At 65.4% G+C, this 24,074-nt stretch carries 23 protein-coding genes; 10 read left to right on the forward strand and 13 right to left on the reverse strand.

From position 1 onward, the window contains the following. Position 1: 1 nt before the first annotated feature. Positions 2–958, reverse strand: coding sequence for a 5'-3' exonuclease (locus CJ179_RS29045; RefSeq protein ID WP_095863686.1), 957 nt, complete (start codon positions 956–958; stop codon positions 2–4). A gap of 36 nt (positions 959–994) precedes the next feature. Between CJ179_RS29045 and CJ179_RS29050 the strand changes: the two genes are divergently transcribed. Both CJ179_RS29050 and CJ179_RS29055 read left to right on the forward strand, forming a co-directional pair. Further along, positions 995–2,134 carry a Xaa-Pro peptidase family protein gene (locus tag CJ179_RS29050; RefSeq protein ID WP_095863687.1) on the forward strand — a complete coding sequence of 380 codons (1,140 nt, stop codon included), beginning with the start codon at positions 995–997 and terminating at the stop codon, positions 2,132–2,134. A 128-nt stretch (positions 2,135–2,262) separates the two neighbouring features. Continuing rightward, positions 2,263–3,021 (forward strand): polyprenol monophosphomannose synthase, encoded by a 759-nt coding sequence (locus tag CJ179_RS29055; protein WP_095863688.1) that lies wholly within the window; start codon positions 2,263–2,265, stop codon positions 3,019–3,021. On the opposite strand, the gene CJ179_RS29060 is transcribed toward CJ179_RS29055, so the two are convergent. Further along, the gene (locus CJ179_RS29060; RefSeq protein ID WP_012687822.1) at positions 2,981–3,394 is read right to left on the reverse strand and encodes a TIGR03618 family F420-dependent PPOX class oxidoreductase; all 414 of its coding nucleotides are present in this window, start codon (positions 3,392–3,394) and stop codon (positions 2,981–2,983) included. The two genes, CJ179_RS29055 and CJ179_RS29060, sit on opposite strands and share 41 nt — an antisense overlap. Before the next feature lie 30 nt (positions 3,395–3,424). Here CJ179_RS29060 and CJ179_RS29065 point away from each other — a divergent pair, with 30 nt between their 5' ends. From CJ179_RS29065 to CJ179_RS29080, 4 genes are read left to right on the forward strand one after another with little or no spacing between them, the layout of a single operon-like run. Beyond that, positions 3,425–4,198 carry an SDR family NAD(P)-dependent oxidoreductase gene (locus tag CJ179_RS29065; protein WP_095863689.1) on the forward strand — a complete coding sequence of 258 codons (774 nt, stop codon included), beginning with the start codon at positions 3,425–3,427 and terminating at the stop codon, positions 4,196–4,198. Next, entirely contained in the window at positions 4,195–5,430 is a 1,236-nt protein-coding gene (cbiE, locus tag CJ179_RS29070; protein WP_095863690.1) for a precorrin-6y C5,15-methyltransferase (decarboxylating) subunit CbiE, read from the forward strand. The genes CJ179_RS29065 and cbiE overlap by 4 nt, the downstream gene beginning before the upstream one ends. Further along, positions 5,427–6,176, forward strand: a complete 750-nt coding sequence (gene cobM / locus CJ179_RS29075) for a precorrin-4 C(11)-methyltransferase (RefSeq protein WP_095863691.1) — start codon at positions 5,427–5,429, stop codon at positions 6,174–6,176. The genes cbiE and cobM overlap by 4 nt, the downstream gene beginning before the upstream one ends. A gap of 2 nt (positions 6,177–6,178) precedes the next feature. After that, positions 6,179–6,931, forward strand: coding sequence for a cobalt-precorrin-6A reductase (locus CJ179_RS29080; protein WP_095863692.1), 753 nt, complete (start codon positions 6,179–6,181; stop codon positions 6,929–6,931). Positions 6,932–6,945: 14 nt separating this feature from the next. On the opposite strand, the gene CJ179_RS29085 is transcribed toward CJ179_RS29080, so the two are convergent. Continuing rightward, complete coding sequence (locus CJ179_RS29085) at positions 6,946–7,383, reverse strand: cupin domain-containing protein (protein WP_095863693.1); 438 nt, start codon at positions 7,381–7,383, stop codon at positions 6,946–6,948. Positions 7,384–7,588: 205 nt separating this feature from the next. Between CJ179_RS29085 and CJ179_RS29090 the strand changes: the two genes are divergently transcribed. Further along, entirely contained in the window at positions 7,589–8,329 is a 741-nt protein-coding gene (locus CJ179_RS29090) for a lipoate--protein ligase family protein (RefSeq protein ID WP_095863694.1), read from the forward strand. A gap of 353 nt (positions 8,330–8,682) precedes the next feature. Here CJ179_RS29090 and CJ179_RS29095 read toward each other — a convergent pair whose 3' ends face one another. The 5 genes from CJ179_RS29095 to CJ179_RS29115 all read right to left on the reverse strand — a co-directional run bounded on the left by CJ179_RS29095 (position 8,683) and on the right by CJ179_RS29115 (position 12,423). Continuing rightward, on the reverse strand, positions 8,683–9,081 hold the full coding sequence (locus CJ179_RS29095; RefSeq protein ID WP_095863695.1) for a DUF3263 domain-containing protein: 399 nt from the start codon (positions 9,079–9,081) through the stop codon (positions 8,683–8,685). Beyond that, positions 9,078–10,370, reverse strand: coding sequence for an NAD(P)/FAD-dependent oxidoreductase (locus CJ179_RS29100; RefSeq protein WP_095863696.1), 1,293 nt, complete (start codon positions 10,368–10,370; stop codon positions 9,078–9,080). Before CJ179_RS29100 ends, CJ179_RS29095 begins: the two co-directional genes overlap by 4 nt. Continuing rightward, positions 10,367–10,690 (reverse strand): 2Fe-2S iron-sulfur cluster-binding protein, encoded by a 324-nt coding sequence (locus tag CJ179_RS29105; RefSeq protein WP_095863697.1) that lies wholly within the window; start codon positions 10,688–10,690, stop codon positions 10,367–10,369. The genes CJ179_RS29100 and CJ179_RS29105 overlap by 4 nt, the downstream gene beginning before the upstream one ends. 82 nt (positions 10,691–10,772) lie before the next feature. Further along, positions 10,773–11,084, reverse strand: coding sequence for an EthD family reductase (locus tag CJ179_RS29110; protein ID WP_095863698.1), 312 nt, complete (start codon positions 11,082–11,084; stop codon positions 10,773–10,775). 25 nt (positions 11,085–11,109) lie between these two features. Beyond that, on the reverse strand, positions 11,110–12,423 hold the full coding sequence (locus CJ179_RS29115; RefSeq protein ID WP_095863699.1) for a cytochrome P450: 1,314 nt from the start codon (positions 12,421–12,423) through the stop codon (positions 11,110–11,112). A gap of 162 nt (positions 12,424–12,585) precedes the next feature. On the opposite strand from CJ179_RS29115, the gene CJ179_RS29120 reads away from it, so the two are divergent. Then, positions 12,586–13,584, forward strand: coding sequence for an AraC family transcriptional regulator (locus tag CJ179_RS29120; protein WP_218834839.1), 999 nt, complete (start codon positions 12,586–12,588; stop codon positions 13,582–13,584). 111 nt (positions 13,585–13,695) lie between these two features. Here the strand turns inward: CJ179_RS29120 and CJ179_RS29125 are convergent, their stop codons facing one another. The 3 genes from CJ179_RS29125 to CJ179_RS29135 form a co-directional block, all read right to left on the reverse strand. Then, entirely contained in the window at positions 13,696–14,733 is a 1,038-nt protein-coding gene (locus CJ179_RS29125; protein WP_179377663.1) for a 2Fe-2S iron-sulfur cluster-binding protein, read from the reverse strand. Positions 14,734–14,829: 96 nt separating this feature from the next. Next, positions 14,830–16,044 (reverse strand): cytochrome P450, encoded by a 1,215-nt coding sequence (locus CJ179_RS29130; protein ID WP_095863700.1) that lies wholly within the window; start codon positions 16,042–16,044, stop codon positions 14,830–14,832. 154 nt (positions 16,045–16,198) lie between these two features. Beyond that, positions 16,199–17,284 (reverse strand): VOC family protein, encoded by a 1,086-nt coding sequence (locus CJ179_RS29135; protein WP_095863701.1) that lies wholly within the window; start codon positions 17,282–17,284, stop codon positions 16,199–16,201. Between the two features lie 1,076 nt (positions 17,285–18,360). Here CJ179_RS29135 and CJ179_RS29140 point away from each other — a divergent pair. Beyond that, positions 18,361–19,644 (forward strand): hypothetical protein, encoded by a 1,284-nt coding sequence (locus CJ179_RS29140; RefSeq protein ID WP_218834840.1) that lies wholly within the window; start codon positions 18,361–18,363, stop codon positions 19,642–19,644. Between the two features lie 29 nt (positions 19,645–19,673). Beyond that, positions 19,674–20,534 (forward strand): formyltetrahydrofolate deformylase, encoded by an 861-nt coding sequence (gene purU, locus CJ179_RS29145; RefSeq protein WP_095863702.1) that lies wholly within the window; start codon positions 19,674–19,676, stop codon positions 20,532–20,534. Positions 20,535–20,890: 356 nt separating this feature from the next. Here purU and CJ179_RS29150 read toward each other — a convergent pair whose 3' ends face one another. Further along, positions 20,891–21,820, reverse strand: coding sequence for an amidohydrolase family protein (locus CJ179_RS29150; protein ID WP_095863703.1), 930 nt, complete (start codon positions 21,818–21,820; stop codon positions 20,891–20,893). 49 nt (positions 21,821–21,869) lie between these two features. Further along, complete coding sequence (locus CJ179_RS29155) at positions 21,870–23,876, reverse strand: acetoacetate--CoA ligase (protein WP_095863704.1); 2,007 nt, start codon at positions 23,874–23,876, stop codon at positions 21,870–21,872. Between the last annotated feature and the right edge of the window lie 198 nt (positions 23,877–24,074).

Raw genomic sequence — 24,074 nt, forward strand, 5'->3', positions numbered from 1 at the left:
GTCACGGAACCCGTGCGGCGGCCACCTTTTTCATCGCCGTCGTGAGGCGTCCCACGGAGTTCTCGATTCCGAGTTCGTCCGCCAGCCTGCCGAGCCGGTCCGCGTCGACCGGTTCGGCGGGCAGCGTGTCTTCGCGGGACAGTTCGACGTCCGCGTCGCGCACGACCCGCACCACCGGCAGCGCCGCGTCGAGATAGTCGGCCGCGGCGGCGAACTTCGCGCGCGCACCCTTCGCCATGTCCGATTCGGGATCGACGGCCGCGGCCCGCAGTGCGGCGAGCGATCCGTATTGCATGATCAGGCTGGACGCGGTTTTCTCGCCGATGCCCTTCACGCCCGGCAGTCCGTCGGACGAGTCGCCGCGCAGCAGCGCGAGTTCGGCGTAGGCCTCGCCGGCCCGATCGGTGGGCACCCCGTACTTGGCCGCCACTTCTTCGGGCCCGAGCAACTCTGCCTTGGCGAGTCCGCGTACCACGTACAGCACCCGCACGGGCACCGGGTCGTCCGTGACGACCTGCAGGAGGTCGCGGTCGCCGGTGACGACGACGACCGGGTCGCGGGTCTCGGTGGCGGCGAGGGTGCCGAGAACGTCGTCGGCTTCGAGACCTTCCGCGCCCGCGGTCGCGATTCCGGTGGCGGCCAGGACATCCAGGATCATCGGGACCTGTGGCGACAGGGTGTCGGGGACCTCTTCCTCCGCCCCGCCGGTGTCCTCGGCCACCCGGTGCGCCTTGTAGGTGGGCACCGCTTCGACGCGGAACGCGGGCCGCCAGTCCAGGTCGAGGCACACCGCGAGCCGGGACGGCTGGTGCTTGGTGATCAGTGCGGCCACCATGTCGGTGAATCCGCGCACTGCGTTGACGGATCGACCGTCAGGTGAGGTGATCGAGTCGGGTAGCGCGTAGTACGCGCGAAACCACAGGCTGGCACCGTCGAGGAGAAGCAGAGGCCCTGTCATGACCCTCATCCTGCCAAACCGGTTTAGCCTGAAGCCATGAGTTCCCTCGGCGCATCGACTTCACGCTTCCCGACGACCATCTATGCCGGCCGGATCGCGCGCGCAGGCGCCCTGGCCCGCGATGCCGGACTCGACGGCCTCCTCATCACGCCCGGACCCGATCTGCGGTATCTGCTGGGTTCGCGCGCGGAGTCGTTCGAACGGCTCACCTGCCTGGTGATTCCGGCGACCGGCGACACCGCGTCCGTGGTCGTGCCGCGGCTCGAACTGGCCGCGCTGACCGAATCCGCCACGTCCGAACTGGGTCTGACGGTCCGCGACTGGGTGGACGGGGTCGACCCGTACGCGCTGGTGTCGGGTCTGCTGCCGTCTCCTGCGCGGACCGCCGTCACGGATGCGATGCCGGCGCTGCACTTGATTCCGCTGTCCGAGGCGCTCGGGGCGCTGCCGGTCCTGGCCACCGAGGTGCTGCGGGAGCTGCGGATGGTCAAGGACGACGCGGAGATCGACGCGTTGCGCCGGGCCGGTCAGGCCATCGACCGGGTCCACGCCCGGATGGGAGAGTTCCTGAAGGTCGGCCGCACCGAGGCCGCGGTGGCGGCGGACATCACGGCGGCGATCCTCGACGAGGGGCACACCGAGGCGGCGTTCGTCATCGTCGGCTCGGGACCGCACGGCGCCGACCCGCACCACGAGGTGTCCGAGCGGGTCGTCGAGTCGGGTGACGTCGTGGTCATCGACATCGGCGGACCCGTCGAACCCGGTTACAACTCCGACTCCACCCGCACCTACAGCATGGGTGAACCCGATCCGGGTGTGGCCGAGAAGTTCGCGGTGCTCGAGCAGGCGCAGGCGGCGGCGGTCGCCCTGGTGCGGCCCGGCGTCACCGCCGAGGCGGTCGACGCGGCCGCCAGGGACCTGCTGGCCGCGCAGGGGCTCGCCGAGGTGTTCGTGCACCGGACCGGGCACGGAATCGGTCTGTCGGTGCACGAGGAGCCGTACATCGTCTCGGGTAACGCGATCGAACTGACCGAGGGGATGGCCTTCAGTGTGGAACCGGGAATCTACTTCCGCGGGGAGTGGGGTGCCCGCATCGAGGACATCGTCATCGTGACCGCCGACGGCTGTGAGCCGGTCAACACCCGGCCGCACGGGTTGACGGTTCTCCCGGGCTGAGTACGCCGCGGGAACCGGGAGTGTGCGGGGCGGTGCGGCGCGGGTAGTAACATCTCCCATTTGTTCACGACCGCACTCGCCGCTGCACGTCCGCGGAGAGTCGGGATCACAGATCAACCGAAGGTGTCATGGAAAGCGTCGCCCCGAAGGTAACCGTCGTCGTCCCGACCTACAACGAACGCGACAACCTGCCCAAGATCGTCGAGCTTCTCGCGGCGTTGGCCATCCCGAACCTGCACGTGCTGGTCGTCGACGACAACTCGCCGGACGGCACCGGTGAGGTCGCCGACACGCTCGCACAGAGCGGTCCGATCCCGGTCGGTGTGCTGCACCGGACCGTGAAGGACGGCCTCGGGCGGGCCTACGTTGCCGGAATGACGCGGGCGCTGTCCGAGGGCGCGGACATCGTGATCCAGATGGACGCCGACCTGTCGCACCCCACCGAGGCCATCCCGCGGATGGTGGAGACGCTGACGACGACGGATGCGGCCGTCGTGCTCGGCTCCCGCTACATGGCGGGCGGCGCGGTCGCCAGCGACTGGCCCTGGCACCGCAAGGCGCTGTCGGCGTGGGCGAACTTCTACGTCAACGCGATCCTGCGGTTGCGGGTCAAGGACGCCACCGCCGGGTTCAAGGCGTGGCACGCGGACACGCTGCGGGCCATCGACGTCGAGGGTGTGCAGAGCAACGGGTACGCGTTCCAGGTGGAGATGAACTACCGGGTGGTGCAACGCGGCATGACGATCGCCGAGGTCCCGATCCGGTTCGAGGAACGCACCGACGGCGTGTCCAAGATGAGCCTCGCGGTGCAGCTCGAGTCGGCGCGGGTCCCGTGGAAGCTGCGGTTCAGTCGTGACGCAGCGCAGCCGAGCCGAGTACGCGGCTGACGGCGATCTCCACGACCACCCGTGTCGGGTTCACCCGGGGCTGGCGGTACCTCGCGGCGTAGCGGGCCACGGCGTCGGCGACGGATTCGGGGTCGGTGAGGACCCGGGCGGGACCTTCGAGCGTCATCCAGCGCGGTCCGTCCACCTGGCTGACCGCGCCGTACCCTCCGCGTTCGGCGTTGAGGGCCTTCTGCGAGGAGCCGTTGGTGATGACCCGTGCCAGCCCGTGCTCCTGATCCCAGGTGAAGCCGACGGCGACGACGTGCGGGGTGCCGTTCTTGCGAAGCGTGGTGAGCGTCCCGAGGTGGTATTCGCCGAGGAAGGCGAGCGCCGCGTCGGGCAGGCGGATCGGGGTGGAGGGGGTGCGGTCCATCCCCCGACGGTAATCCAGGACACTGGACGGGTGAGCCTGGGATCGAAGAAGAACAGCGGAAAGCCCGACGACGGGGTGGTACTCCTGCTCGGTGGTCGCAGCGAGATCGGCCTCGAGATCGCCTCCCGGCTCGCGCCCGGCCGCACGATCGTCCTCGCCGCCCGCCGCAGCACCGAACTCGCCGCCGAGCGGCAGGCGCTGCTCGATGCGGGAGCGTCCGCGGTGGACTGCGTGGAATTCGACGCCGACGACCTCGACAGCCACGAGAAGCTGCTGAGATCCGTCGTCGACGCCCGCGGCCCGCTGTCGGTGGCGGTGCTGGCGTTCGGCATTCTGGGCGACCAGGCGCGCGCCGAGCGGGACGCACGGCACGCCGTCGCCGTGGTCCACACCGACTACGTGGCGCAGGTCTCTGTGCTCACCCATCTCGCCACCCTGCTCCGGGAGCAGCGGTCGGGACGGATCGTGGTGTTCTCGTCCGTCGCGGGTGTCCGGGTGCGCCGCGCCAACTACGTCTACGGGTCGGCGAAGGCCGGACTGGACGGGTTCGCCTCCGGTCTGGGCGACGCCCTCCACGGCAGCGGTGTGTCCCTGCTGCTCGTGCGGCCCGGCTTCGTGATCGGCCGGATGACCGAGGGAATGTCGCCCGCGCCGATGTCGAGCACGCCGGCGCAGGTCGCGGACGCGACCGTGCGGGGCCTGCGCCGCGGCGCGAGCCGAGTGTGGGTGCCGGGACGGTTGCGACCGGTGTTCTTCGTCATGCGACTGCTGCCGCAGGCGATCTGGCGCCGGATGCCGCGATGACCGACCCGATCGTCGTCGTCGGTATCGGTGCCGACGGGTGGGACGGTCTGTCGCCGTCTGCACGGCGCGAGATCGAGGCCGCCGACGTCGTGATGGGTTCGGGGCGCCAACTCGCCCTGATTCCCGAGTCGCCTGCGCTGCGGGTGACCTGGCCGTCGCCGCTGGTCCCGGCGCTGCCCGGCCTGTTCGAGCAGCACCACAGCCGGCGGATTTGTGTGCTGGCCAGCGGAGACCCGATGTTCCACGGCATCGGCGTCACCCTCGTCGGACTCCTCGGCGCGGACCGCGTGCGGGTGATCCCGCACCCGTCCTCCGCCACCCTGGCCTGCGCCCGGCTGGGCTGGGCGGCGCACGAGACACCGGTGGTCAGTCTCGTGAACCGGCCCGTGGACACGCTCCTGCCGGCACTCGGCGATCGGACGCGACTGCTGGTGCTGAGCCGCGACGAGCACACCCCCGCGGCCGTCGCCGAACTCCTGACGGGACGGGGGTTCGGACCGTCCCGGCTCACCGTGCTCGGCGAACTGGGCGGACCCGGCGAGTCGAGACTCGACGGAACGGCGTCGGCGTGGTCATCCGTGCCGGGACCCCGGCTGAACGTGATCGCGATCGACTGCCGCGCCGAGGCCGGCGCCGTCCGGCTGACGCGGCTGCCGGGACTGCCCGACGCCGCGTTCACCGGTGACGGGCAGATGACCAAACACGAGATCCGCGCCCTGACACTGTGCGCCCTCGCACCCGCGGCGGGGGAGTCGCTGTGGGACGTAGGAGGCGGATCGGGCACCGTCGCGATCGAATGGATGCGTACTCACCCCCTTTGCCGGGCAGTGACTTTCGAGCGCAGTGCGGCACGCGTCGACCAGATCGCGTCGAACGCCGAAGCGCTCGGAGTGCCGTCCCTCGCCGTGTTCGGCGACGCACCCGCGGCATTCGACGACGTGCCCGCCGAACTGTCCGCGCCGGACGCGATCTTCGTCGGCGGTGGCGTCACCCAGGACGGTCTGCTGGACGAGTGCTGGTCCCGGCTCCGGGTCGGCGGCCGGATGGTGGCCAACGCGGTGACGGCGGAATCGGAAGCGCTCCTGCTGCAGTGGTTCTCACACTGCGGTGGGCAGCTCCGCAAATTTCAGGTGTACCGAGGGGAGCCGCTCGGTGGGTTCACCGCGTGGCGGCCGCAACTGCCGGTGGCGCAGTGGTCGGTGACGAAGCAGTCGAAAGGTGTTGTGGCATGACGGTGTACTTCATCGGAGCCGGTCCCGGTGCGGCCGACCTGATCACGGTTCGCGCGCAGCGGATCATCGCCGCCAGCCCCGTCTGTCTGTACGCGGGCAGCCTCGTCCCGCAGGAACTCCTGGCGGAATGCCCCGAGGGGGCGCGGGTGATCGACACGGCGCGTCTGAGTCTCGACGAGATCGTCGCCCTGCTGATCGACGCCGACGCGGCCGGTCAGGACGTCGCGCGACTGCATTCGGGTGACCCGTCGATCTTCAGTGCCGTCGCCGAACAGGTCCGCCGGCTCGAATCCGCCGGGGTCGCATACCAGGTGGTGCCCGGGGTGCCCGCGTTCACCGCGGCGGCGGCGTCGCTGGGTCGGGAACTGACCGTTCCCGGTGTCTCGCAGTCGATTGTGCTGACCCGCGTGTCCACCCTGTCGACCGCGATGCCGGAGGGTGAGGACCTGCGTTCCCTCGGCCGTAGCGGCGCCACGATGGTGGTGCACCTGGGTGCGCACCGGATCGATCAGATCGCCGAAGAACTCACCGAGAACTACGGCCGCGACTGTCCGGCCGCTGTCGTCGCGTTCGCGTCGCGTCCCGACGAGATCGTTCTGCGCGGCACCCTGGCCACCATCGCCGATCAGGTGAAGGCGGCGGGCGTCACGAAGACCGCGGTGGTGATCGTCGGTAGAGTACTTGCTGCCGAAGGGTTTCCGGACAGCTACCTGTATTCCGCCACCCGCGAGCGCACCACCCACTGAGCGTGACGCGGATCCTGATCCTCGGCGGCACCGGGGAGGCCCGCGCGCTGGCCGCGGCACTCGCGGACGTTCCGGGTGTCGAGGCCGTGTCCTCCCTCGCCGGCCGGGTCCGTGACCCGCGCCTGCCCGTCGGTGACGTGCGGATCGGCGGTTTCGGGGGAGCGGACGGCCTCGCGGAGTGGTTGCGCGCGCATCCCGTCGATGCGATCGTCGATGCGACGCACCCGTTCGCGGCGCAGATCACGAGCAACGCCGCCGATGCCGCGCACCGTCGCGGCATCCCGCTGGTGGTTCTCCGTCGCCCCGAGTGGTCGCCGCGTCCGGGTGAACATTGGCACGGCGCCTCGGACCTTGCCGACGCCGCCGAACTGCTGCCCGATCTGGGAACGAGAGTCTTCCTCACCATCGGCAGGCAGGGCGTCGACGCGTTCGCGGACCTGCAGGCACTGTGGTTCCTGATCCGCGCGATCGATCCGCCCGACGTGGCGATGCCGCCGCACTCGACGCTGCTCCTGGCCCGCGGGCCGTTCGCTGTCGCCGACGAGACCGCACTGATGCGTGAGCACCGCATCGACGTTCTCGTCACCAAGAACAGCGGCGGCGGTCAGACCGACGCGAAACTGGACGCCGCACGCGCGCTGGGCGTCCCGGTACTGATGATTCGCCGTCCGCCGTTGCCGCCGGCGACGGCAACGGCAACGGTGGACGACGTCGCGGGAGCCATCGCCTGGATCGGCGCTCTCACGCGACGATGACCCGGCCGGTCCGGTCAGCAGGCCGGTGCCGGCGCATCCTCGGACAGGGGCTTGCCCTCCGGTTCGGTGTAGAACGCGAGCAGGACCAGCGGTTCCGTACCCAGATTGGAACCCTCGTGGACGTGATCGCTGCCGTGGTCCTCGGTGATCGCCTGACCGGCGGTCGTCACCGCGGTCGTGCAGTCCTGCAGCGTGCGCGTCAGCACACCCGATTCGACGAAGGCGTACACCGGGCCGTCGTGGTAATGCCACCCCGTCGTGCCGCCGGGGGCGATCTCGATGCGCCGCAGCGTCAGATCCGTGCCCGCCGAACTTCCGGCGACCGCCGGAACCGTCGTCTCGAACAGAATCTGTGCGGTCACCCCCGAAGACGGCGTGGCCTGGGCGGGGGAAGCGGACAGCACCGCCGCGACGGCACAGGACAAGACGACCACACTCGATCTGAGGAGCATCTGACGACCTCTCGGCGCGCTGGCCCTGCGCACTGCGCGCAGGCGTCCAGGGGGAGTGCATTACGGCGTGTCCAGGGTAGGGCCACGAACCGTGCGGCCGAGGGGATATCCCCGAAATCCGATCGCCGTGCAGACTGTGTCGGAGACTCGGCGACACGGTAGTGGTGACGTTTGAGGTATTCCGGAGCGGACCGACGGGAAGAGTATGACGATCGAGCAGTTGCTGACCACGCATTTTCCGGATGATCCCGTGATGGATGCGGCGTTTGCCTCGGCGCTGCTGCGGCGCACGGGGCGAGATCCGAATGCGTCTGGGCTGGTGCGGATCTACAGTCCCGCGCGGACGTTGTCGTTCGGGCGGTTGGACGCTGTTCGGCCGCAGTTTCCGGTCGCGGCCGCGGCGGCGCGGCACCACGGGTTCACGCCCGTCGTCCGGGGCGCGGGCGGTCGGGCTGCGGCATACCACGAGCGGACCCTCGTCGTGGAGATCGTCTCCCCGGACACGGAGGGCATCGTCGGGGCCCGGCCCCGCTTCCAGCGCCTCACCCCGAGGATCGTCGCCGTACTGAGGACGCTCGGCGTCGATGCTCGCATCGGACCGGTTCCCGGTGAGTACTGCCCCGGTGATTGGACGGTGAACGGCGGGGGCCGCGTCAAGTTGGCGGGGACCGCGCAGCGAATAGTTGCCGGCGCGTGGCTCTTCGGCTTCGAGCTCGTGGTCGCCGATTCGGATCCCGTGCGGGCGGTGCTCGCCGATGTCAATGCTGCCCTCGAGTTGGAGTTCGACCCCGCCACGGCGGCGTCCCTCACGGACCTGAACCCGGCTCTCGGTCTCGAACAGGTTCGGGCCGCGATCCTTGCTGAGATCGGCGCAGTCCACGAACTGACCGCAGACCCCGACCTCCTCGCGGAGGCCGCGAACCTGCGCGACGCCCACGTGGCGTAATCGGCCCAGAAATCGGGGCTTCCTGGGGTGGTCACCCATTGCGAGCAATGATGCAGCCCTTGGTCGCTCCACGAACGGACGAACCGGTAATCACGCGTAAGGGGGGCCTCCAATCACACCTGATTCCACCTGCTGCGGGCACCTTCGCGCACTCCAACTGTTTGATCGCGTAAGGGGACTCGGACCGAGATTCTGTCCGTCACTACTGCCAGGTACCAAAGCTTGGCTGATGATGATTCCCCGGTGGTGCATCCTCCCTGTCCAGTGAACGCCCCTCGCACACGGCGTGGGCTCTCTCGGGATTGTTGCGGCGACCAAACCTGGTGGGTGTCGAAGCGTGTCCATCTTCACTCCTACACGGAGGCAGGTTGAGTGGAATAGCGTGCCGCGATCTCCTCGATTCGATGTCGCTCGGCGATCGGCATGTTCCACCCTGCTGCGTTGGTACGCAGGATCCTGGTTATGTTCGCGTAGAACCTCGCTGGGCTCATGCCGAACTCGACGAGGATGTCACCCGGTCGAGCACCCCCGTAGGGTGCCCAAATTCGGGCCAGTTCGAGCATGGCTTGTTCGTCCGCGTTCGTAACATCTCCTGCTTGGGAGGGTGGATAAAGTACCGGGGCGTGCAAACGCTCGGCGAGTTCGCGGGCGACGGTGACGTGGTCGTTGCGACCGTGGGTGCAGATCGCGACGTCCACGAGCCGGTCGCCGACGTCGGTGACGACCCGCTCGATCCGAAGCCTTCTTCTCATGACGCCACCACCTGACGCTCGCCGATTTCGGCCGAAGCAACCTCGTCCTTGTGCGTGTCCTTGTGTCGGGCGATTGCCAGTTTGAGGTCGAAGTCCGTGTCGGCTGCCTGTTCGGGGGTGAGCGGCATTTCGGTGGCAAGGATCTTTCGTGCCGCCATGTGGTCGCGGGGCTTGTTGACCGACTCGACGCCGAGTAGCCGGGTGCCGAGGAAGCAGAAGATGGAGAAGGCGCCGCTGTCGACGGAACCGCGGACCACGTGGGTGTCCGCGCCGGCGGTCAGCCCGGCCATTTGCAGTTTCGACTCGTACTGCTCGGACCAGAACCACGGCACACTCCGGTAGGTGGTGCTGGTGCCGGTGAGTTGAGCGGCGAGGCAGCGGGCCTGATCGACGGCATTCTGTACGGATTCGAGTCGCACCAAACCGGCTGTTCCCGGGATCGGGTAGGCGGCGCAGTCACCGATCGCCGAGATGTTCTCGTCGGGGGTGCGGAGGTATTCGTCGACGACGATGCCGTTGTCGACGGGCAGGCCCGCCAGGGCGGCGATTTCGATGTTGGGTACGACACCGATACCCACGACGACGGCGTCGGCGCGTATGACGTCGCCAGACGCGGTGGTGACCCCGGCTGCTCGGCCGTCGGCTGCGATGATGGTCTTCACGCCGGTCGACAGCCGCATGTGCGCACCGTGTTCGGTGTGTGCGGTGGAGAAGTAGTCCGACATCACCGGCGACAGTGCGCGGGCCATCGGCCGATCCATCGCCTCGACGACGGTCACGTCGAGGCCCTTCTTGCGGGCCGCTGCGGCGACCTCGAGACCGATGAAGCCGGCCCCGATCACGACCAGGGACGAGCACGAGGCCATGCTCGAGGTGAGGGACTCTGCTTCGCCGGCGGTACGCAGGTAGTGCACGCCGGGGAGGTTGGCGCCGGGGACGGGCAGGAGCCGGTTGCGGGCGCCGGTCGCCAGGATCAGGTGGTCGTACTCGATGGCGGTGGCATCGATCAGCTCCACCCGTTGTGCATCCCGATCGATGCGGACGACGGGCTTGCCGCACGCGAGCGTGATCCGGTGGTCGTCGAAGTACTGGGCCGGTCGCAGCGCAAGGGATTGTCGGTCGGGGTCGCTGTGCAGGTAGGCCTTCGACAGCGGTGGCCGTTGGTAGGGCACACCCGGCTCGTCGCCGACCAGGGTGATCGTGCCGGAGAATCCGTGACTGCGCAGGCTGACGGCTGCTTCGAATCCGGCCTGTCCGGAACCGATGATGACGATGCGGTCGATGCTCATACCTGTTCCTCCGGAAGCCGGACGATCAGGCCGTCGACGTCGTCGGTGACCACGAGCTGGCAGGACAGGCGACTGGCCTTGGTGCGGGGGCTGACGGTGTCGTCGAGCATTTCGTCTTCTTCCTCGGAGATCGAGGGAAATTTGTCGGCCCAGGGGCTTTCCACGTAGACGTGACACGTCGCGCACATGGCTTGGCCGCCGCATTCGGCGACGATGCCGTCGATTCCGGCGCCGATGGCGGCCTGCATGACCCTTTTGCCGGCAGGAACCTCGACCTCATGCTTGGGTCCATCAGGGTGAACGTAGGTGACGGTAGGCACGTCTATCTCTCTTTCACGGATAGTGCAGTAATGACGAACTCGGGTGGGGTGCCGGCAGTCGATCCGGCACCCCACCGCCGACTCACGGCAGAACGGTTTCTTCGTCGCTGAACAGCATCGTCACTCCGCCGGAGGCGAAGTTCGCGACGTCGGCGGCGGCGTTCTGACCCTCACTGGAGGCGAATGCCTGCCCGGCCTCCTCCCTGCTCTCGAAGTACAGCTGCGCGAGCGCATACGCCGAGGGGGGATTGCCGTCGAGGGGTTCACACTTGCCTGCGGCGAATCTCTTGACGCTCGGGATCTGCTGCACCAGAGGCAAATGCTTGGTGGTGTAGTGCTCGTCGAAGGCGGCGGGGTCGGCGGGCTGGTTGTAGGCGATGGTGACGCGATACATGGTGTCCTTGTTTCGTTGGGGTCGGTCAGGGCCGGTCGGCGGGCACAGGATTCTGCTGGGGATCCCACTCGACCAACACGTGCTCGGGTCCCCGGAACGAGGTGTTGGGAAGGTAGGAGAATTCCTGTCCAGCAACGAGTGACATGTGCGGCAGGCGTCGCGATACCTCTTCGAGGAAGACCTTCATCTCCAATCGTGCCAGCGTCGCGCCCAGGCAGGTGTGGCTGCCGATGCCGAACGTCAAGTGGCGGCGGGCGTTTCCGCGATGGATATCGAAGTCGTCGGGCTCCGGGAACATCGAGTCGTCGCGGTTCGCCGACGCCATGACGATCAGCAGTCGACCGCCGGCCGGGATATCGACTCCGCCGACAGTGGTGTCCACCACGGCCTTGCGGCGCCAGGCGACGACGGATCCGCTGTAGCGGAGGCATTCCTCGATGGCCTTGGGGATCAGCGTGGGGTTGGCGCAGATCTCGTCCCAGGAACTGCGGTTCTCGAGCAGGGTACGGAACGCGTTACCGGTGGCGTTGGTGGTGGTTTCGTGCGCGGCCACCACACCACTCATCATGATGTTCTGCAGGTAGTTGTCGTCGAAGAGGTCGGGGTGCTGCCGCTGCATCTCGATCGCGTGAGGAATCCACCCCTTCGCGTTCGGGTCGGCCTTGAGCTTGTCGACCAGTCCGCCGGCGAACTCCCAGAATTTCCCCATCCCGGTCGCGACCCGAGTCTGTTCGTCTCCGGTCGGGCGTCCCCAGGTGAACAGGGTCTGCTGCATCCCGAAGTGGCGGCAGGTCTCGATGTCCTCGTCGGGCACGCCGAGGAAGATGAGCGCGACGATGCACGGAACCTCGTAGAGCAGATCGCCGATCAGGTCGGCCCGGCCATCCTTGATGACCCGGTCCAGATAGGTGTTGACGACCTCGCGGATCTTCGGTTCGAGCGTGGCGACGTTGTCGGCCTCGAACGGCTGCAGCAGCAGCCGGCGACGTTCGGTGTGGATCGGCTCTTCTTCGTTCACGATCGTCGGGCCGGGAGCGAACCGATAGCTGCCGAGGATCTGCAGCGCCTCGTCACTGATCGGGGTGATCTGGTCGAGCGTGATCGACGGGGAGAACACCGACGGTGTCTTGAAGATCTGCTTGATGTCCTCGTAGCGCGTGACCACCCAGTAGTCGAGCAGTGGACTGAAGAACACCGGCTCGTCTTTGCGGGCCTCCCGCAGCGACGAGGATGGATCGACCTGGTAGGCACCCCGGAACGGATCGAAGTCTGCCGCCATACCTGAAACGGGGCATCCGGTCGGGCTTTTCACGCCTTCCGGCGCGTGATCGACGGTCATTCGTCTCCTCCAGATTTGGATATAGGAGCTGTTGAGTGATTCCTGATTAGCGTATGATTCAAGTCACATGACGCACTATCCTGTGAGCGCAGCAATATAGCCAATTGGCGCAGCAACTGAATTGTTCTCGATTTAGTGAGATCAGAGAGACCGATAAAGTAGATGAGCGAAGACCTGGATCGCGGAAACGGCACCAAAACGTTTCTTTCCGACGACATCGACGAGGCGCGGGCCATCGGCAGCGATCTCTACTATCCGCATGAGGTTCGCGTCCTCGGGGACGAGCGTATTTTTCAAATGAGGATGACTGCCGCCTCGTTCGGTCCAGTCACGCTCGGCCGGCTGGATTATTCGACCGAGGTGGAAATCTTCACCAACGAGTTGCGCGACTCCTATCAGGTGAACATCCCGATGCGGGGTGAGTTGGTCACCGGGTCGGGTCGCGCCCGGACCGTGGCGACCCCCCACCGCGCTGCGGTGTACCGGTGCGATCAACGAACCTTGCTGCGTGGGTGGGCATCGCCATATCCCACCCCGGTGCTGGCCCTGAAGATCGAGCGCAGGGCACTCGAGGACCAACTCGCGGCACGGTTGGGAAGCGAGATCGTCGACCCGATCGTCTTCGGCATGGACCTAGATTTGGACACCGTCGTCGGCCGTCAGTGGCTCTCACTGGTCGAAGGTCTGTCTCATCAACTCGACAGTCCTGAGGCGTTGGCGCTGCATCCCATCGTTTCGACGCCGATGGCCGAATGTCTGATGAGCGGGCTTCTCGTTGCAGCCGAGCACGACTACAGAGCACGGCTGTACGAACCCAAGCCCGCCCTGCCGGGAATCGTCCGGCTCGCCGTCGACTATCTCGAGGCGCACGCGCAGCATCCGCTGACGGTGGCGCAGGTCGCCAAGAACGTCGGGGTGAGTGTGCGGTCTCTGCAGGTGGGATTCCAGAATTCGTTGGGTACGACGCCGATGCGGCAGCTGAAGATCATTCGCATGCAGAAGGCGCGCAAAGACCTGCTCAAGGCGGACCCGGGGAACGAAGGTGTCACCGAGATCGCACAGCGGTGGGGGTTCCTGCACGTCGGCCGGTTCGCCGGGGAGTACAAGGAGACCTTCGGAGTGAGTCCGTCGGAGGACCTGCGCACGGTGCCGTTCCGGTAGCAGATATGACGATCCCGCGGAAGTGATCGTGCCCATTCACTTCCGCGGGATCGGTGCCGTCCGGATCCGTCAGCGCCAACGTCCTGATCCGGAGGGGCAGGGACGTCGTGGCTACTGCACCACGGCGGCCAGGTTCGGTGCGGCGATCGTGAACTCTTCACGGAAGATCAGCCGGGGCGCCATCCGACGTCGTTTGAGGGCCTTGACCGCCGCCTCGACCATTGCCGGCGGTCCGCACAGGTAGGCGCTCATTCCCTTGCACGACGAGAAGTCGTCGAGCACGACATCGGTCACCATGCCCATGGCCCCGTCCCACGGTTCCTCGCTCAGCGCGGGGCGGTAGTGGAAGTGCTCATGCTCCTGTGCGAGGTCACGGAAGAAGCCGACGTCGTACAGATCCTCCTGGCGGCGTCCGCCGTGGTAGAGGTACAACTCCGGAACCAGGCGCTCGGCCAGCGCATGCTGGACGATCGATTTCAAGGGCGCCAATCCGGTACCACCGCCGATCAGGATCGCGGCCTCGTCCTGCTGGTTGACCAGGTTGAACTGGCCCAACGGCCCGCGCAGAGAGATGCGGTCACCGACCTGCATCGGTCCGAAAATCCACCCGTCGGTGGCCAGACCCCCGGTTGTGAGTTTGACGTGGAATTCCAGGTTCCGTGTCTCTGTCGGTGGATTGGCCAGTGAGTACTGCCGGCCGACGTTGTGCCCGGGGACGATCAACTCGACGTACTGACCGGCGTTGAACAGCATCGGCGTGTCCACCTCGACCACGAGCCGACGGGTATTCGCCGCGATGTCCTCGAGCACTGTCACCGTGCCCTCGTAGTCACGCAGTGGGAAGTGCGGAATTCCGTCGTCCCCGGCTCCACCGATCGGTTCGACCGTCAGATCGGAGCACGGGGTGGCCATACAGCCGAGAGCCAAGCCTTCGGCGCGCTCGTCCGTGGTCAGGGTGTACTCGGGGGATTCGTTGTGGCGTACCTCCCCGCACAGCACCTCGAGCTTGCAGGTGCCGCAGGTGCCCTGGGTGCACGAGTGCGGAAGCCACTCGTTCGCTCGCAGCGCCGCATCGAGGATGGATTGGTCTTCGGCAACGGTGATGTCCGAATTCTTACCCTGGATACGGACCGTGTAGTTATTAGCCATTTCCGACAATGCTCCAATCCAATAAAAATGCTCCCGAAGTGCCCGACCCATCAATCTCCGGACCGGGCACTTCGGACCTCCGGAAACGTGATTCTGTTACACTTCCCATTTGACGAACAATTGCTTCGGGCCGCGGAAACCCCAGCCCCAGAAATCGACCTCGTGAGCCTCGTCGCGTTCCAGGTTCGGAATGGACTCGAGCAGTTCCTCCAGGCCGATCCGGATAACCGAGTTGGCGAAATAGGTACCCGCGCAGGCGTGCTTTCCGCCACCGAATGTCATGTTGGGAAGCAGAGCCCGATCGATATCGAATTCGGTCGGGGCGTTGTAGGCGTTCTCGTCTTGGTTGGCCGAGCCATAGGAGAGCATCACGATCGACCCCTCCGGCAGTGTCACGCCACCGACCTCGACCTCGTGCGCGGCGCGCTTGACCACGGCAGACCAGATCGGCGCCACCCAGCGCATGCCTTCCGAGACCGCCCGGGGGATCGACGCCGGGTCGTCGACGACCCGTTCGAGCTGTTCGGGCTTGGTGAACAGTCCTGCCAGCGTGGTCGCCATCGCGTGTCCCGGCTCCTGCATCGCTCCGAGCAGGAAGACGTACAGGTTGGGGTAGATGACATCGCGGCTGCGGGTCTGCCCTTCGGGCATACCGTCGTGCAGCCAGTGGGAGATCGCGGTGTGATCGGGTTCCTTGATCCACTTGTCGATCTTGGGATCGACGTGGGCGATGATCTCGGCCTTTGCTTCGTCGCCGGGGATGAACCCGTCCGGGTTGGCGAATTCGCCGTTCTCGTCGACCGCGGCGTTGGTGAACGACACGCTCAGCTTGTGGAACCATTCGCGAAGCTTGTCGGTGCTGACGTCATCGAGTCCGAGGAGATCGCCGAGAGCACGGACGCTGACCGGCTCACAGTATGCAGCGACGATGTCGGCGTTTCCGTCGTTCTCGATCTCGGCGAGTCGCTGACGGGCGAAGGGGCGCACCAGATTATCGATGTACTTGTCGACCGCTGAGGGCTGCAGGTGCGGTTCGACCATGTCCCGCAGCTTGCGGTGTTCGTCGCCGTTCGTGTTGAGCAGTGCGCCGGGTCCGAAGGTGCGGCCTCCGGCCGCAGAGATGACGGCCGGCCAGTTCTCGGCGTCCTTGGCGATGTCGGCGCACAGTTCCTTCGTCGACACGATGTACATGCCCAGCGCCGGGACGAAGGCTACCGGGGCCTCTTTCCTCAGACGCTCGTAGAACGGATAGGGGTCGGTCTCGAGCTCTTCGATCGTGATCTCGTCGATGAAACTCTGGGTGGAAGTCATGGTGCTCCTTCTGCTTCGGGCCCGCGTGCAGTGGGGACTCGCGCTGGTTCACTCGTGTGAACCGACGACCGAGCGAAAGTGGATGGGTTCAGGTGTGAGGTGCGGTGGCGTCGATCGACGCCACCGGCCTGCACAGCCCAACTGGAGAGTGTTGTCAGGACGCCGGTGCGCCGGCGACGGCGCGGGACTGGTCGATCTCGTCCGGGATCGCGTGCTCGGCTGCTGCCGCGTCGGGGGCGGGGCCGTCGGGGCCGAAGTGCGCGTACTTCTCGATGTGCTGGTCGAGCGAGAGCGGGCTCGGGGTGCCGTAGGTGAAGTAGGTCTCCCACGGAAGCTTCGCGCCGCCGATCGCCAGGCCGGTGTCGATGTCGGACATCTGCCAGGTCTTGGTCTCGCCGTCGGGATCGAGGTGCAGGTACCCGACCTCACCGAACAGCTCGATGCGGTTGCCGCCGGGTTCGAAGACGTAGAGGAACTGCGCCTGGGTGATGCCGTGCTTGTCGGGGCCGGCTTCGATGCGAATGTCGTAGTCGCGGAACATCTCGACCGCGTCGATGTTGTGCTGACCGGTGCCGTAGTAGAACGCGAGGTGGTGCATCTTGCCGCGTTCGCCCTGCGCGTCCCGCAGACAGGCGACCTCGTGGCCGAGGATGTTCGAGCTCATCCAGGCACCGATCTCGGTGTCGCCGTCGACGACGCGTTCGGTGGTGCGGAACCCGAGGTGGCGTTCGAAGGAGTTCTTCACCGCGCTGACGTCGCTGGCGAGCAGGTTGAGGTGGTCGATGCGCTTGACGGGGATGCCCTGCAGCGGCTTCTTCGACGGGCGGGTGAGGATCTTGGACTGCAGCTCCGGCGGGGCCTGGTACTTCTCGACCTCCCACAGCAGTTCCAGGTTGTGCCCGTCCGGGGACTGGTAGGTGAAGGTCTTGCCGTACCCGAAGTCGCTCTCGCGCCATGCTCCGTCGACGTTGGCGTCCTTCAGTGACGCGGCCCGGCGTTCGAGGGCTTCCGGGGAGCTGGTGCGCAGTGCGGCGTGGCCGAGTCCGGCCTGGGTGGATTCGGTGACCTTCAGGCTCCACTGGTACGGGTCTTCGTAGGCGCGCAGGTAGACCGATTGCCCCTCGGTGTGGGTGATGTACATCCCGAGGAACTTGGTGAAGAAGTCCACCGTTTCCTGCGGCTTGGGGCTCAGCAGTTCGGCACGGGCGAGATGGGAAATCTCGAACCGAGAGTCACTCATGTCGTTCTCCTTTGTTGCCTGCCGGCGATGGCAGGGTCCGCTCCCCGAAGGCGTCGTGGGGTGTTGTGCCCCAACGGCGATCGGGACCAGTGCGGAGTGGCGTTGTCTGGCGCTTCGGCCCTGCCGATTCGGTATCGGCTTGTGTCCGATGTCACGAGAATGATCCGAATCACCCGCTGTCCGCTACACAATCCAGAATTGCCGAACAAGCGACGAAAATCACCCCAATAATGTTCGGAGACTGGGAAATTGTGCGCTCCGCGGATATCCGCTGCGCTAGTCTGCGTTTTTTGGACTTTCGCGGCGAGCACGCGGTCCTGTCATGCCGCGCCGAGATCTGGGAAGCGACGCCTCGTCGGACCAGCCGCAGTCTGGGAACCTAGACGGATAGTTCGCACACTTACGGCCGATACCCAGGTGCGACAGCTCGGCGTTCACGCGCTCTGCGTTCGTGGTCCTCGCCGGCGTGGGAGTCGGGGAGCCCGAGATCCTCTTCCTTGGCAGTCCGTCAAGTGTGATGGCTCCAGTCGCCGTTATTGGATGCCGAGCGCCACCGCAAACGATGTAGACCGGTCTTCTCCAGGGCAACTTCGCTAGCACCTGGGCCCCTCCCGATTTCCTCGGCAGTGGAAGCCGAGGCGTTCAGTGAGCACGCTGCCGCGTAGTCAGATGGAGGCCGCTCGGTCGTATAGGACAGAGCCCACGGCTACGCCGGTGCGCAGATCGTACCCAACTGACCGATTTTGGATCGTCCTCCTCGTCGACGGATATTGTCGAGCTTTTCTTGTGCGAATGGATCCTCTTCCTGAGGTGTCACTTCGTCGCGAGCCTGACGGTGTCGTCGACCCCAGATCTAGGTACAACTCCAAGATTGCCGCGGCGGCTTCCGCGTCTGATTCGGCTCATATGGCGAGAGGCTCCCTCGATGGGTCAAATGACCTGGCCGCGGCAGGTCACGAATCGTCGTGATCGGAGTCATACGAGTGTGTTGCGCGAACGGGCAGCTGTCCTACCGTGAGGAGACAGACCCCGGCGCTCGACTTTTCGTCTGCGCCTACAGCAGAGATGGGAAAGCAATGACGTTCACAGTCGACGAGATGCGAACCGCACCAGAGGTATACGCGTGGAGCCGCTTCGGGCAGCAGGAGTACACCGATTGGCTCGACGAGAGCATGTCCTGGAAGCAGACCTGCTACATCGGCGACTGGTCTTTCCTGTGGCAACACCGGTTCACCGGCCCCGACGCCCTCCGGCTGTTCTCCGACATCTCCGTCAACAGCTTCGCGAAGTTCGATCACGGCCAGTCCAAGCACGTGATCCACACGAACAACGACGGGAAGGTGATCCACGAGGGCGTCCTGACCAAGTTCGGGGACGACGACTTCATGCTGCACGGACGTGGCGGCTTCTGGGCGAGCTACCAACTGGGCCGCACCGACTACGACGTGAAGGTTCAGCAGGAGGATTGGTTCATCTACCAGGTGTCCGGCCCGAACTCGGTGAAAGTGCTCGAGAAGGTCAGCGGTGAGTCCGGCCTGCGCGATACCGGGTTCATGCGCCTGCACCCGATCACGATCGGTGGCTACAAGATCTGGGCACTGCGGCAGGGCATGTCCGGTGAGATCGGCTTCGAGTTGCAGGGCCCCAAGGAATACGGGCAGGAAATCTATGACCTCATCGTCGAGGCCGGGCAGGAGTTCGGGATCCGCAAGCTCGGCGGTCGGGTCGCGATGATCAACCACCTCGAGGCGTGCTTCCCGACAATCGCCACCGACTACATTCCGGCGATCTTCGACGAGGACATGGCCGAGTACCTCGACGTCTTCACCTCGTCGATGCCGTCGTTCGCGCAACCCGCCTACATCGCCGGCAGCTACGACGGGCGTGCGATAAGTGAGTACTACCGCAGCCCGGTCGAACTGGGATGGGCCCGCAACATCAACTTCGACCACGACTTTCTCGGCCGCGCCGCATTGGAGGAGGAGAAGGCCAACCCCCGCCGCGTGATCCGCACCCTGGTGTGGGACGCCGACGACGTTCAGGACGTGTTCGCCTCGCTGTTCCGGCCGGGGGAGAACTATCCGTACATGGAGATGCCGCGCGACCAGCGGGGGTTCATGTGGGCCGACAAGGTAACCGCAGGCGACGACCTGGTCGGCATCGCGACCTCCCGGGGATACAGCTACTACTACCGGCAGATGCTCTCGCTCAGCACGATCGACGTGGCGCACAGCGAACCCGGGACCGAGCTGACCGTGCATTGGGGTCGCCCGGGCGGTCCCCAGAAGCCGATCCGAGCGACCGTGGCGCCGGCTCCGTACAAGCCGGACCGCCGGCGCAGCGACCTCCACACCGCCTAATCCACCTCGAAGAATGTGAAAGTCCCGTCATGACCCACTCTTACGTGCTGACCTTCTCCTGTGACGACGAGCCGGGCATCGTCAGTGCCGCCTCGACCGCCCTGTTGCAGCTCGGCTGCACCATCACCGACGCGCAACACTTCGACGACCAGCTCACCGGCCGGTTCTTCTCGCGTATCCAGTTCGACACGGTGCGCGCCGACCTCGAGAAATCGGAGGTCAGCGCCGGATTGTCACCGGTACTGACGTCATTCGATGCAACGTGGACGGTCACCAGCACCGACGAGCGGATGCGCGTACTGATCATGGCGTCAAAGCTCGATCACTGCCTGGTGGACCTGCTGTACCGCTGGCGCACCGGCGAGCTGCCCATGGATGTCGTGGGTATCGTCTCGAACCACCCGCGCGAGGTATACCAGAACATCGACCTCGGCGACCTACCCTTCCATCACCTTCCGGTCACCAAGGACACCAAAGCGGATCAGGAGGCCAAGCTCCTCGGTCTCGTCGACGAATACCGGGTCGACCTCGTGGTCCTCGCCCGATACATGCAGATCCTCTCCGATGACTTGTCCGCAAAGTTGGCCGGAAGGTGCATCAACATCCATCATTCGTTCCTGCCCGGCTTCAAGGGTGCGAAACCGTACCACCAGGCTCATGCGCGAGGTGTGAAGCTGATCGGAGCCACCGCGCACTACGTGACCGGCGACCTGGACGAAGGACCCATCATCATCCAGGACGTCGAGCCGGTGACCCACCGCGACACCCCGGACCAGCTTGTGAGGAAGGGGCGGGACATCGAACGTCGAGTTCTTGCCGCGGCAGTCCGCCATCATTTGACCGGGCGGGTGCTGACCAACGGCAGCACCACCGTGGTGTTCGCTGACTGAGAGGACGAAGGCAGCTGGGTGGCAATGCACCCGGCTGCCAATCACGATGCACCTGCGCGGCGTAAGGGTTCGGGTTCGTCCGCCTCGAGCTCGACCACCCAGCAGGTGTGGAGGGATTGCGAACGACAGGTGACGCGTCTGACGAGGGAATGTCCTCGTCGGACGCGTCACCTGTGTAAGGGTGGACCACTCACCAGTCGCAGAGTCGAATATGGCTCGGCCGACAGCCTGGATGAGCGTCGACGGCCGTGCTTTTCGCTGTGGATGGCCGCCACGCGAGAGAGGCGAGCTTGGCCGTGCATCCGCCTGCACCTCGCCGAACGAAGATTCCGGTGTTCGTTCGGCGAGGTGGAGGCTTAGCGGAAGCCGAGGGCGATGAGAGCGTTCTCCTTCAGGATCAGGGGGCGAACTTCTTTCCTGATCTCGAGTTTGTCGAACTCGCTCATCCATCGATCCGATTGCAGGATGGGAAAATCGGAACCGAAGAGAACCTTGTGTCTGAGATACGAGTTTGCGGCACGGACGAGTTGGGGCGGAAAGTATTTCGGGGACCATCCGGAGAGGTCGATGTAGACGTTGGCTTTGTGTGTTGCGATTGCGATCTGTTCGTCGGCCCACGGGATCGCCGGGTGGGCCATGATGATGGTGAGATCAGGGAAGTCGGCGGCGATGTCGTCGAGCAGCATGGGATTGGAATAGCGAAGTTTGACTCCATGGCCTCCGGGGAGACCTGCTCCGATGCCAGTCTGTCCGGTGTGGAACAGGGCAGGTACGCCGGCTTCGGTGATTGCCTCGTACAGCGGATAAAATCGTCGGTCGTTCGGCTCGAAGCCTTGCATGCTCGGATGGAACTTGAAGCCACGAACTCCGTAGTCGTCGATCAGGTGAACGGCCCGTTTGACGGCCGCCTTGCCGCCCCACGGATCGACAGACCCGAACGGGATCAGCACATCGTTGTTGCGCGCGGCACCTCGGGCAATATCTTCGACCGAGTTTCCGGGGTGACCGCTGGCGGAGCCGGCGTCCACAGTGAAGACGATCGCTGCCATGTTGCGTGCACGGTAGTGAGCCGCGACCGAATCGACTGTGCTGGCCCTGTCGGCCTCTGACTTGAAGTACTGAGCGGATGCCGCCATGAGATCGTCGTCAAGTGCTCGATGACCGCACCCGTCAACCTCCACATGGGTGTGGACGTCGAGGGCGGTAATTGCGTCGAAGTCGATTGCGCATTCGTACTTCTCGGCGCGGATGCTGGAATCGTCCGCTAGGGAAGTTGAGAGACTCATTCGTTGTTTCCTTGGTCGGGATGGGTGAGGTCGGGCGCTGCGGCGGCCTTCAGGCGCCGGTAGGGGCACCGTTCAGGGCGCGTCGTATGAGTGAGGCCGTCTCGGAAACATGCTCCGGGCTCACTACCACACCGAGGTCGAGGGCGTCAGAGATGCTTTCCCCCTTGACGATCCGCTTCAGTGGAAGCTCGAGGCGCTTACCGGTCCTATTGCGTGGAATGCTGGGAACGATGACGACATGATCAGGAGCGTGCCGCGGTGAGAGGCGTGTCCGAAGTGTGCGTCGAACCTCGTGGTGCACCTGTTCCGGCTCGACAGCGCTGGTAGCCGCAAGCTCGACGGCGAGTACCAGTGCGCCCATCCCGGCTTCATCTTCGAAATGCAGAATGATGCTGTCGGTAATGTCGGGTTCCGAGTCGAGGACGGCGTAGAACTCGGCGGTGCCGAGCCGGACCCCGCCTCGGTTGAGGGTCGCGTCGGAGCGGCCGGTAATCACCCAGGTGTCGCGTTCGGTGTGGATCAGCCAGTCGCCGTGTCGCCATTGGTTCGGATATACGTCGAAGTAGCTCGCGCGGTACCGTGCAAAATCCTCGTCGCCCCAGAAGAACACCGGCATCGAGGGCATCGGCTGGCGAACCACCAATTCGCCCGGAACACCCTGAACGGGAACACCGTGCGGGTCGAGTGCGTCGACATCGACCCCGAGTGGGCGGCAGGACATCTCGCCCGCATAAACCGCCACCAGGGGGCAACCTCCGATGAATCCCGTTCCCACATCGGTGCCACCAGAGGACGAGAGCAGCAGGAGATCGTTGTTCACCGCGGTGTAGATCCACCCGGACGCGTCGGCTGCCAACGCCGATCCGGATGACATGATCAGCCGTAGATTGCGCAGATCCCACTGGTCTGCGGGGCGTAGTCCCGAATGTGCCCAACGCGTCAAGTAGGCCGCGCCGGTCCCAAGGAAGGTAGCTCCTGTCTCTGCAGCGATAGCCCACTGTGACCACGGGCCGTCGAGCGCTGGCCACGCCGGGTCGCCGTCGACAAGCACGATGGCCGTGCCGAGCAGAAGTGAGGACACCATCAGGTTCCACACGACCCAACCGGTGGTGGTGTAGTAGAACGCGATGTCGTCTGCGGTGAAGTCCTGGTGAAGGCCGAGCATCTTGTAGTGTTCGAGAAGAAACCCGCCGTGACAGTGCACGATGGCTTTGGGGCGCCCTGTTGTTCCAGAGGAAAATAGCACCACTAGTGGATGACCGAAGGGTACCGGGTCCGTGGTGACGGGCCCGTCTTCAGCGGTGAACTCGGAGTACGAAATGAAGTTGTCGGGAATCGTTGTGTCCGCGTCGAGATAGGGCAGCAGGACCATCGTGGAATCAGGCAGTGCAGCACTGATTTCCATCAGATCGGCTTCGCGGCCGATGTTCTTGTCGCCCCAGCGGTATCCGTCAACCGATATGACCAACGACGGATCGAGCTGGCTGATGCGTTGTAGTGCCGCACTCGCCCCCATCTCCGGCGGAACGCAGCTCCACACCGCTCCCACCGCGCTGGTAGCGAGGTACGCGGCGACGGCTTCGGGGACGTTCGGCAGGTAGCCCACGACACGGTCCCCGCGCCCGATGCCCAATCGGCGCAGACCGGACTGGATGCGTCCGATCTCCGCGATCAGGCGTGCACCGGTCCATTCGACGTTGCCCGTGGTTTGGCTACGCGAGAGGACCATCACCCTGTCTGGTCGCGCCGACAGCTCTCGCAGGATGTGTTCTGCGTAGTTGAGTGTGGTACCTGGGAACCACTGTGCCCCCGGCATCGTCGGGTCCGCGAGCACAGCAGAGTGCGGTGTGTGCGCGCTGACGCCGAATTCGTCGCAGATCGATTCCCAGAAGCCCTGGAGATCCGTAGTCGACCATCGCCAAGCGTCTTCGTAGGTGTCGAAGTGCTGGTCGGTGCGTTCCTCGATCTTCGATAGGTATCGGCCCAGCCGGCTGTTGTGCCACTCGGTCTTTGTGGGTGCCGGACGAAGCACGTGTCCTGGTGCGGGAGTATTCATGATCGGTGGATCACTTTCGGAGAGTTGAAGTCCCGGCTACGGTGGTGAGCCGGAATCGGGTGAGGAAGTCACTATGCGTCAGAGGTTTGCGCTCTCGGACACTGATTCATGTGTAGTCGGTTAGTCCCCAGCTCGCGCTTTCGGCGACCGGAGGTTCGCCGATACGTCGATGAACTACGCACTGCCGCAACCCTGGTA

It is taken from the genome of Rhodococcus sp. ACS1 (assembly GCF_002300155.1).
Classification (GTDB): domain Bacteria; phylum Actinomycetota; class Actinomycetes; order Mycobacteriales; family Mycobacteriaceae; genus Rhodococcus_F; species Rhodococcus_F koreensis.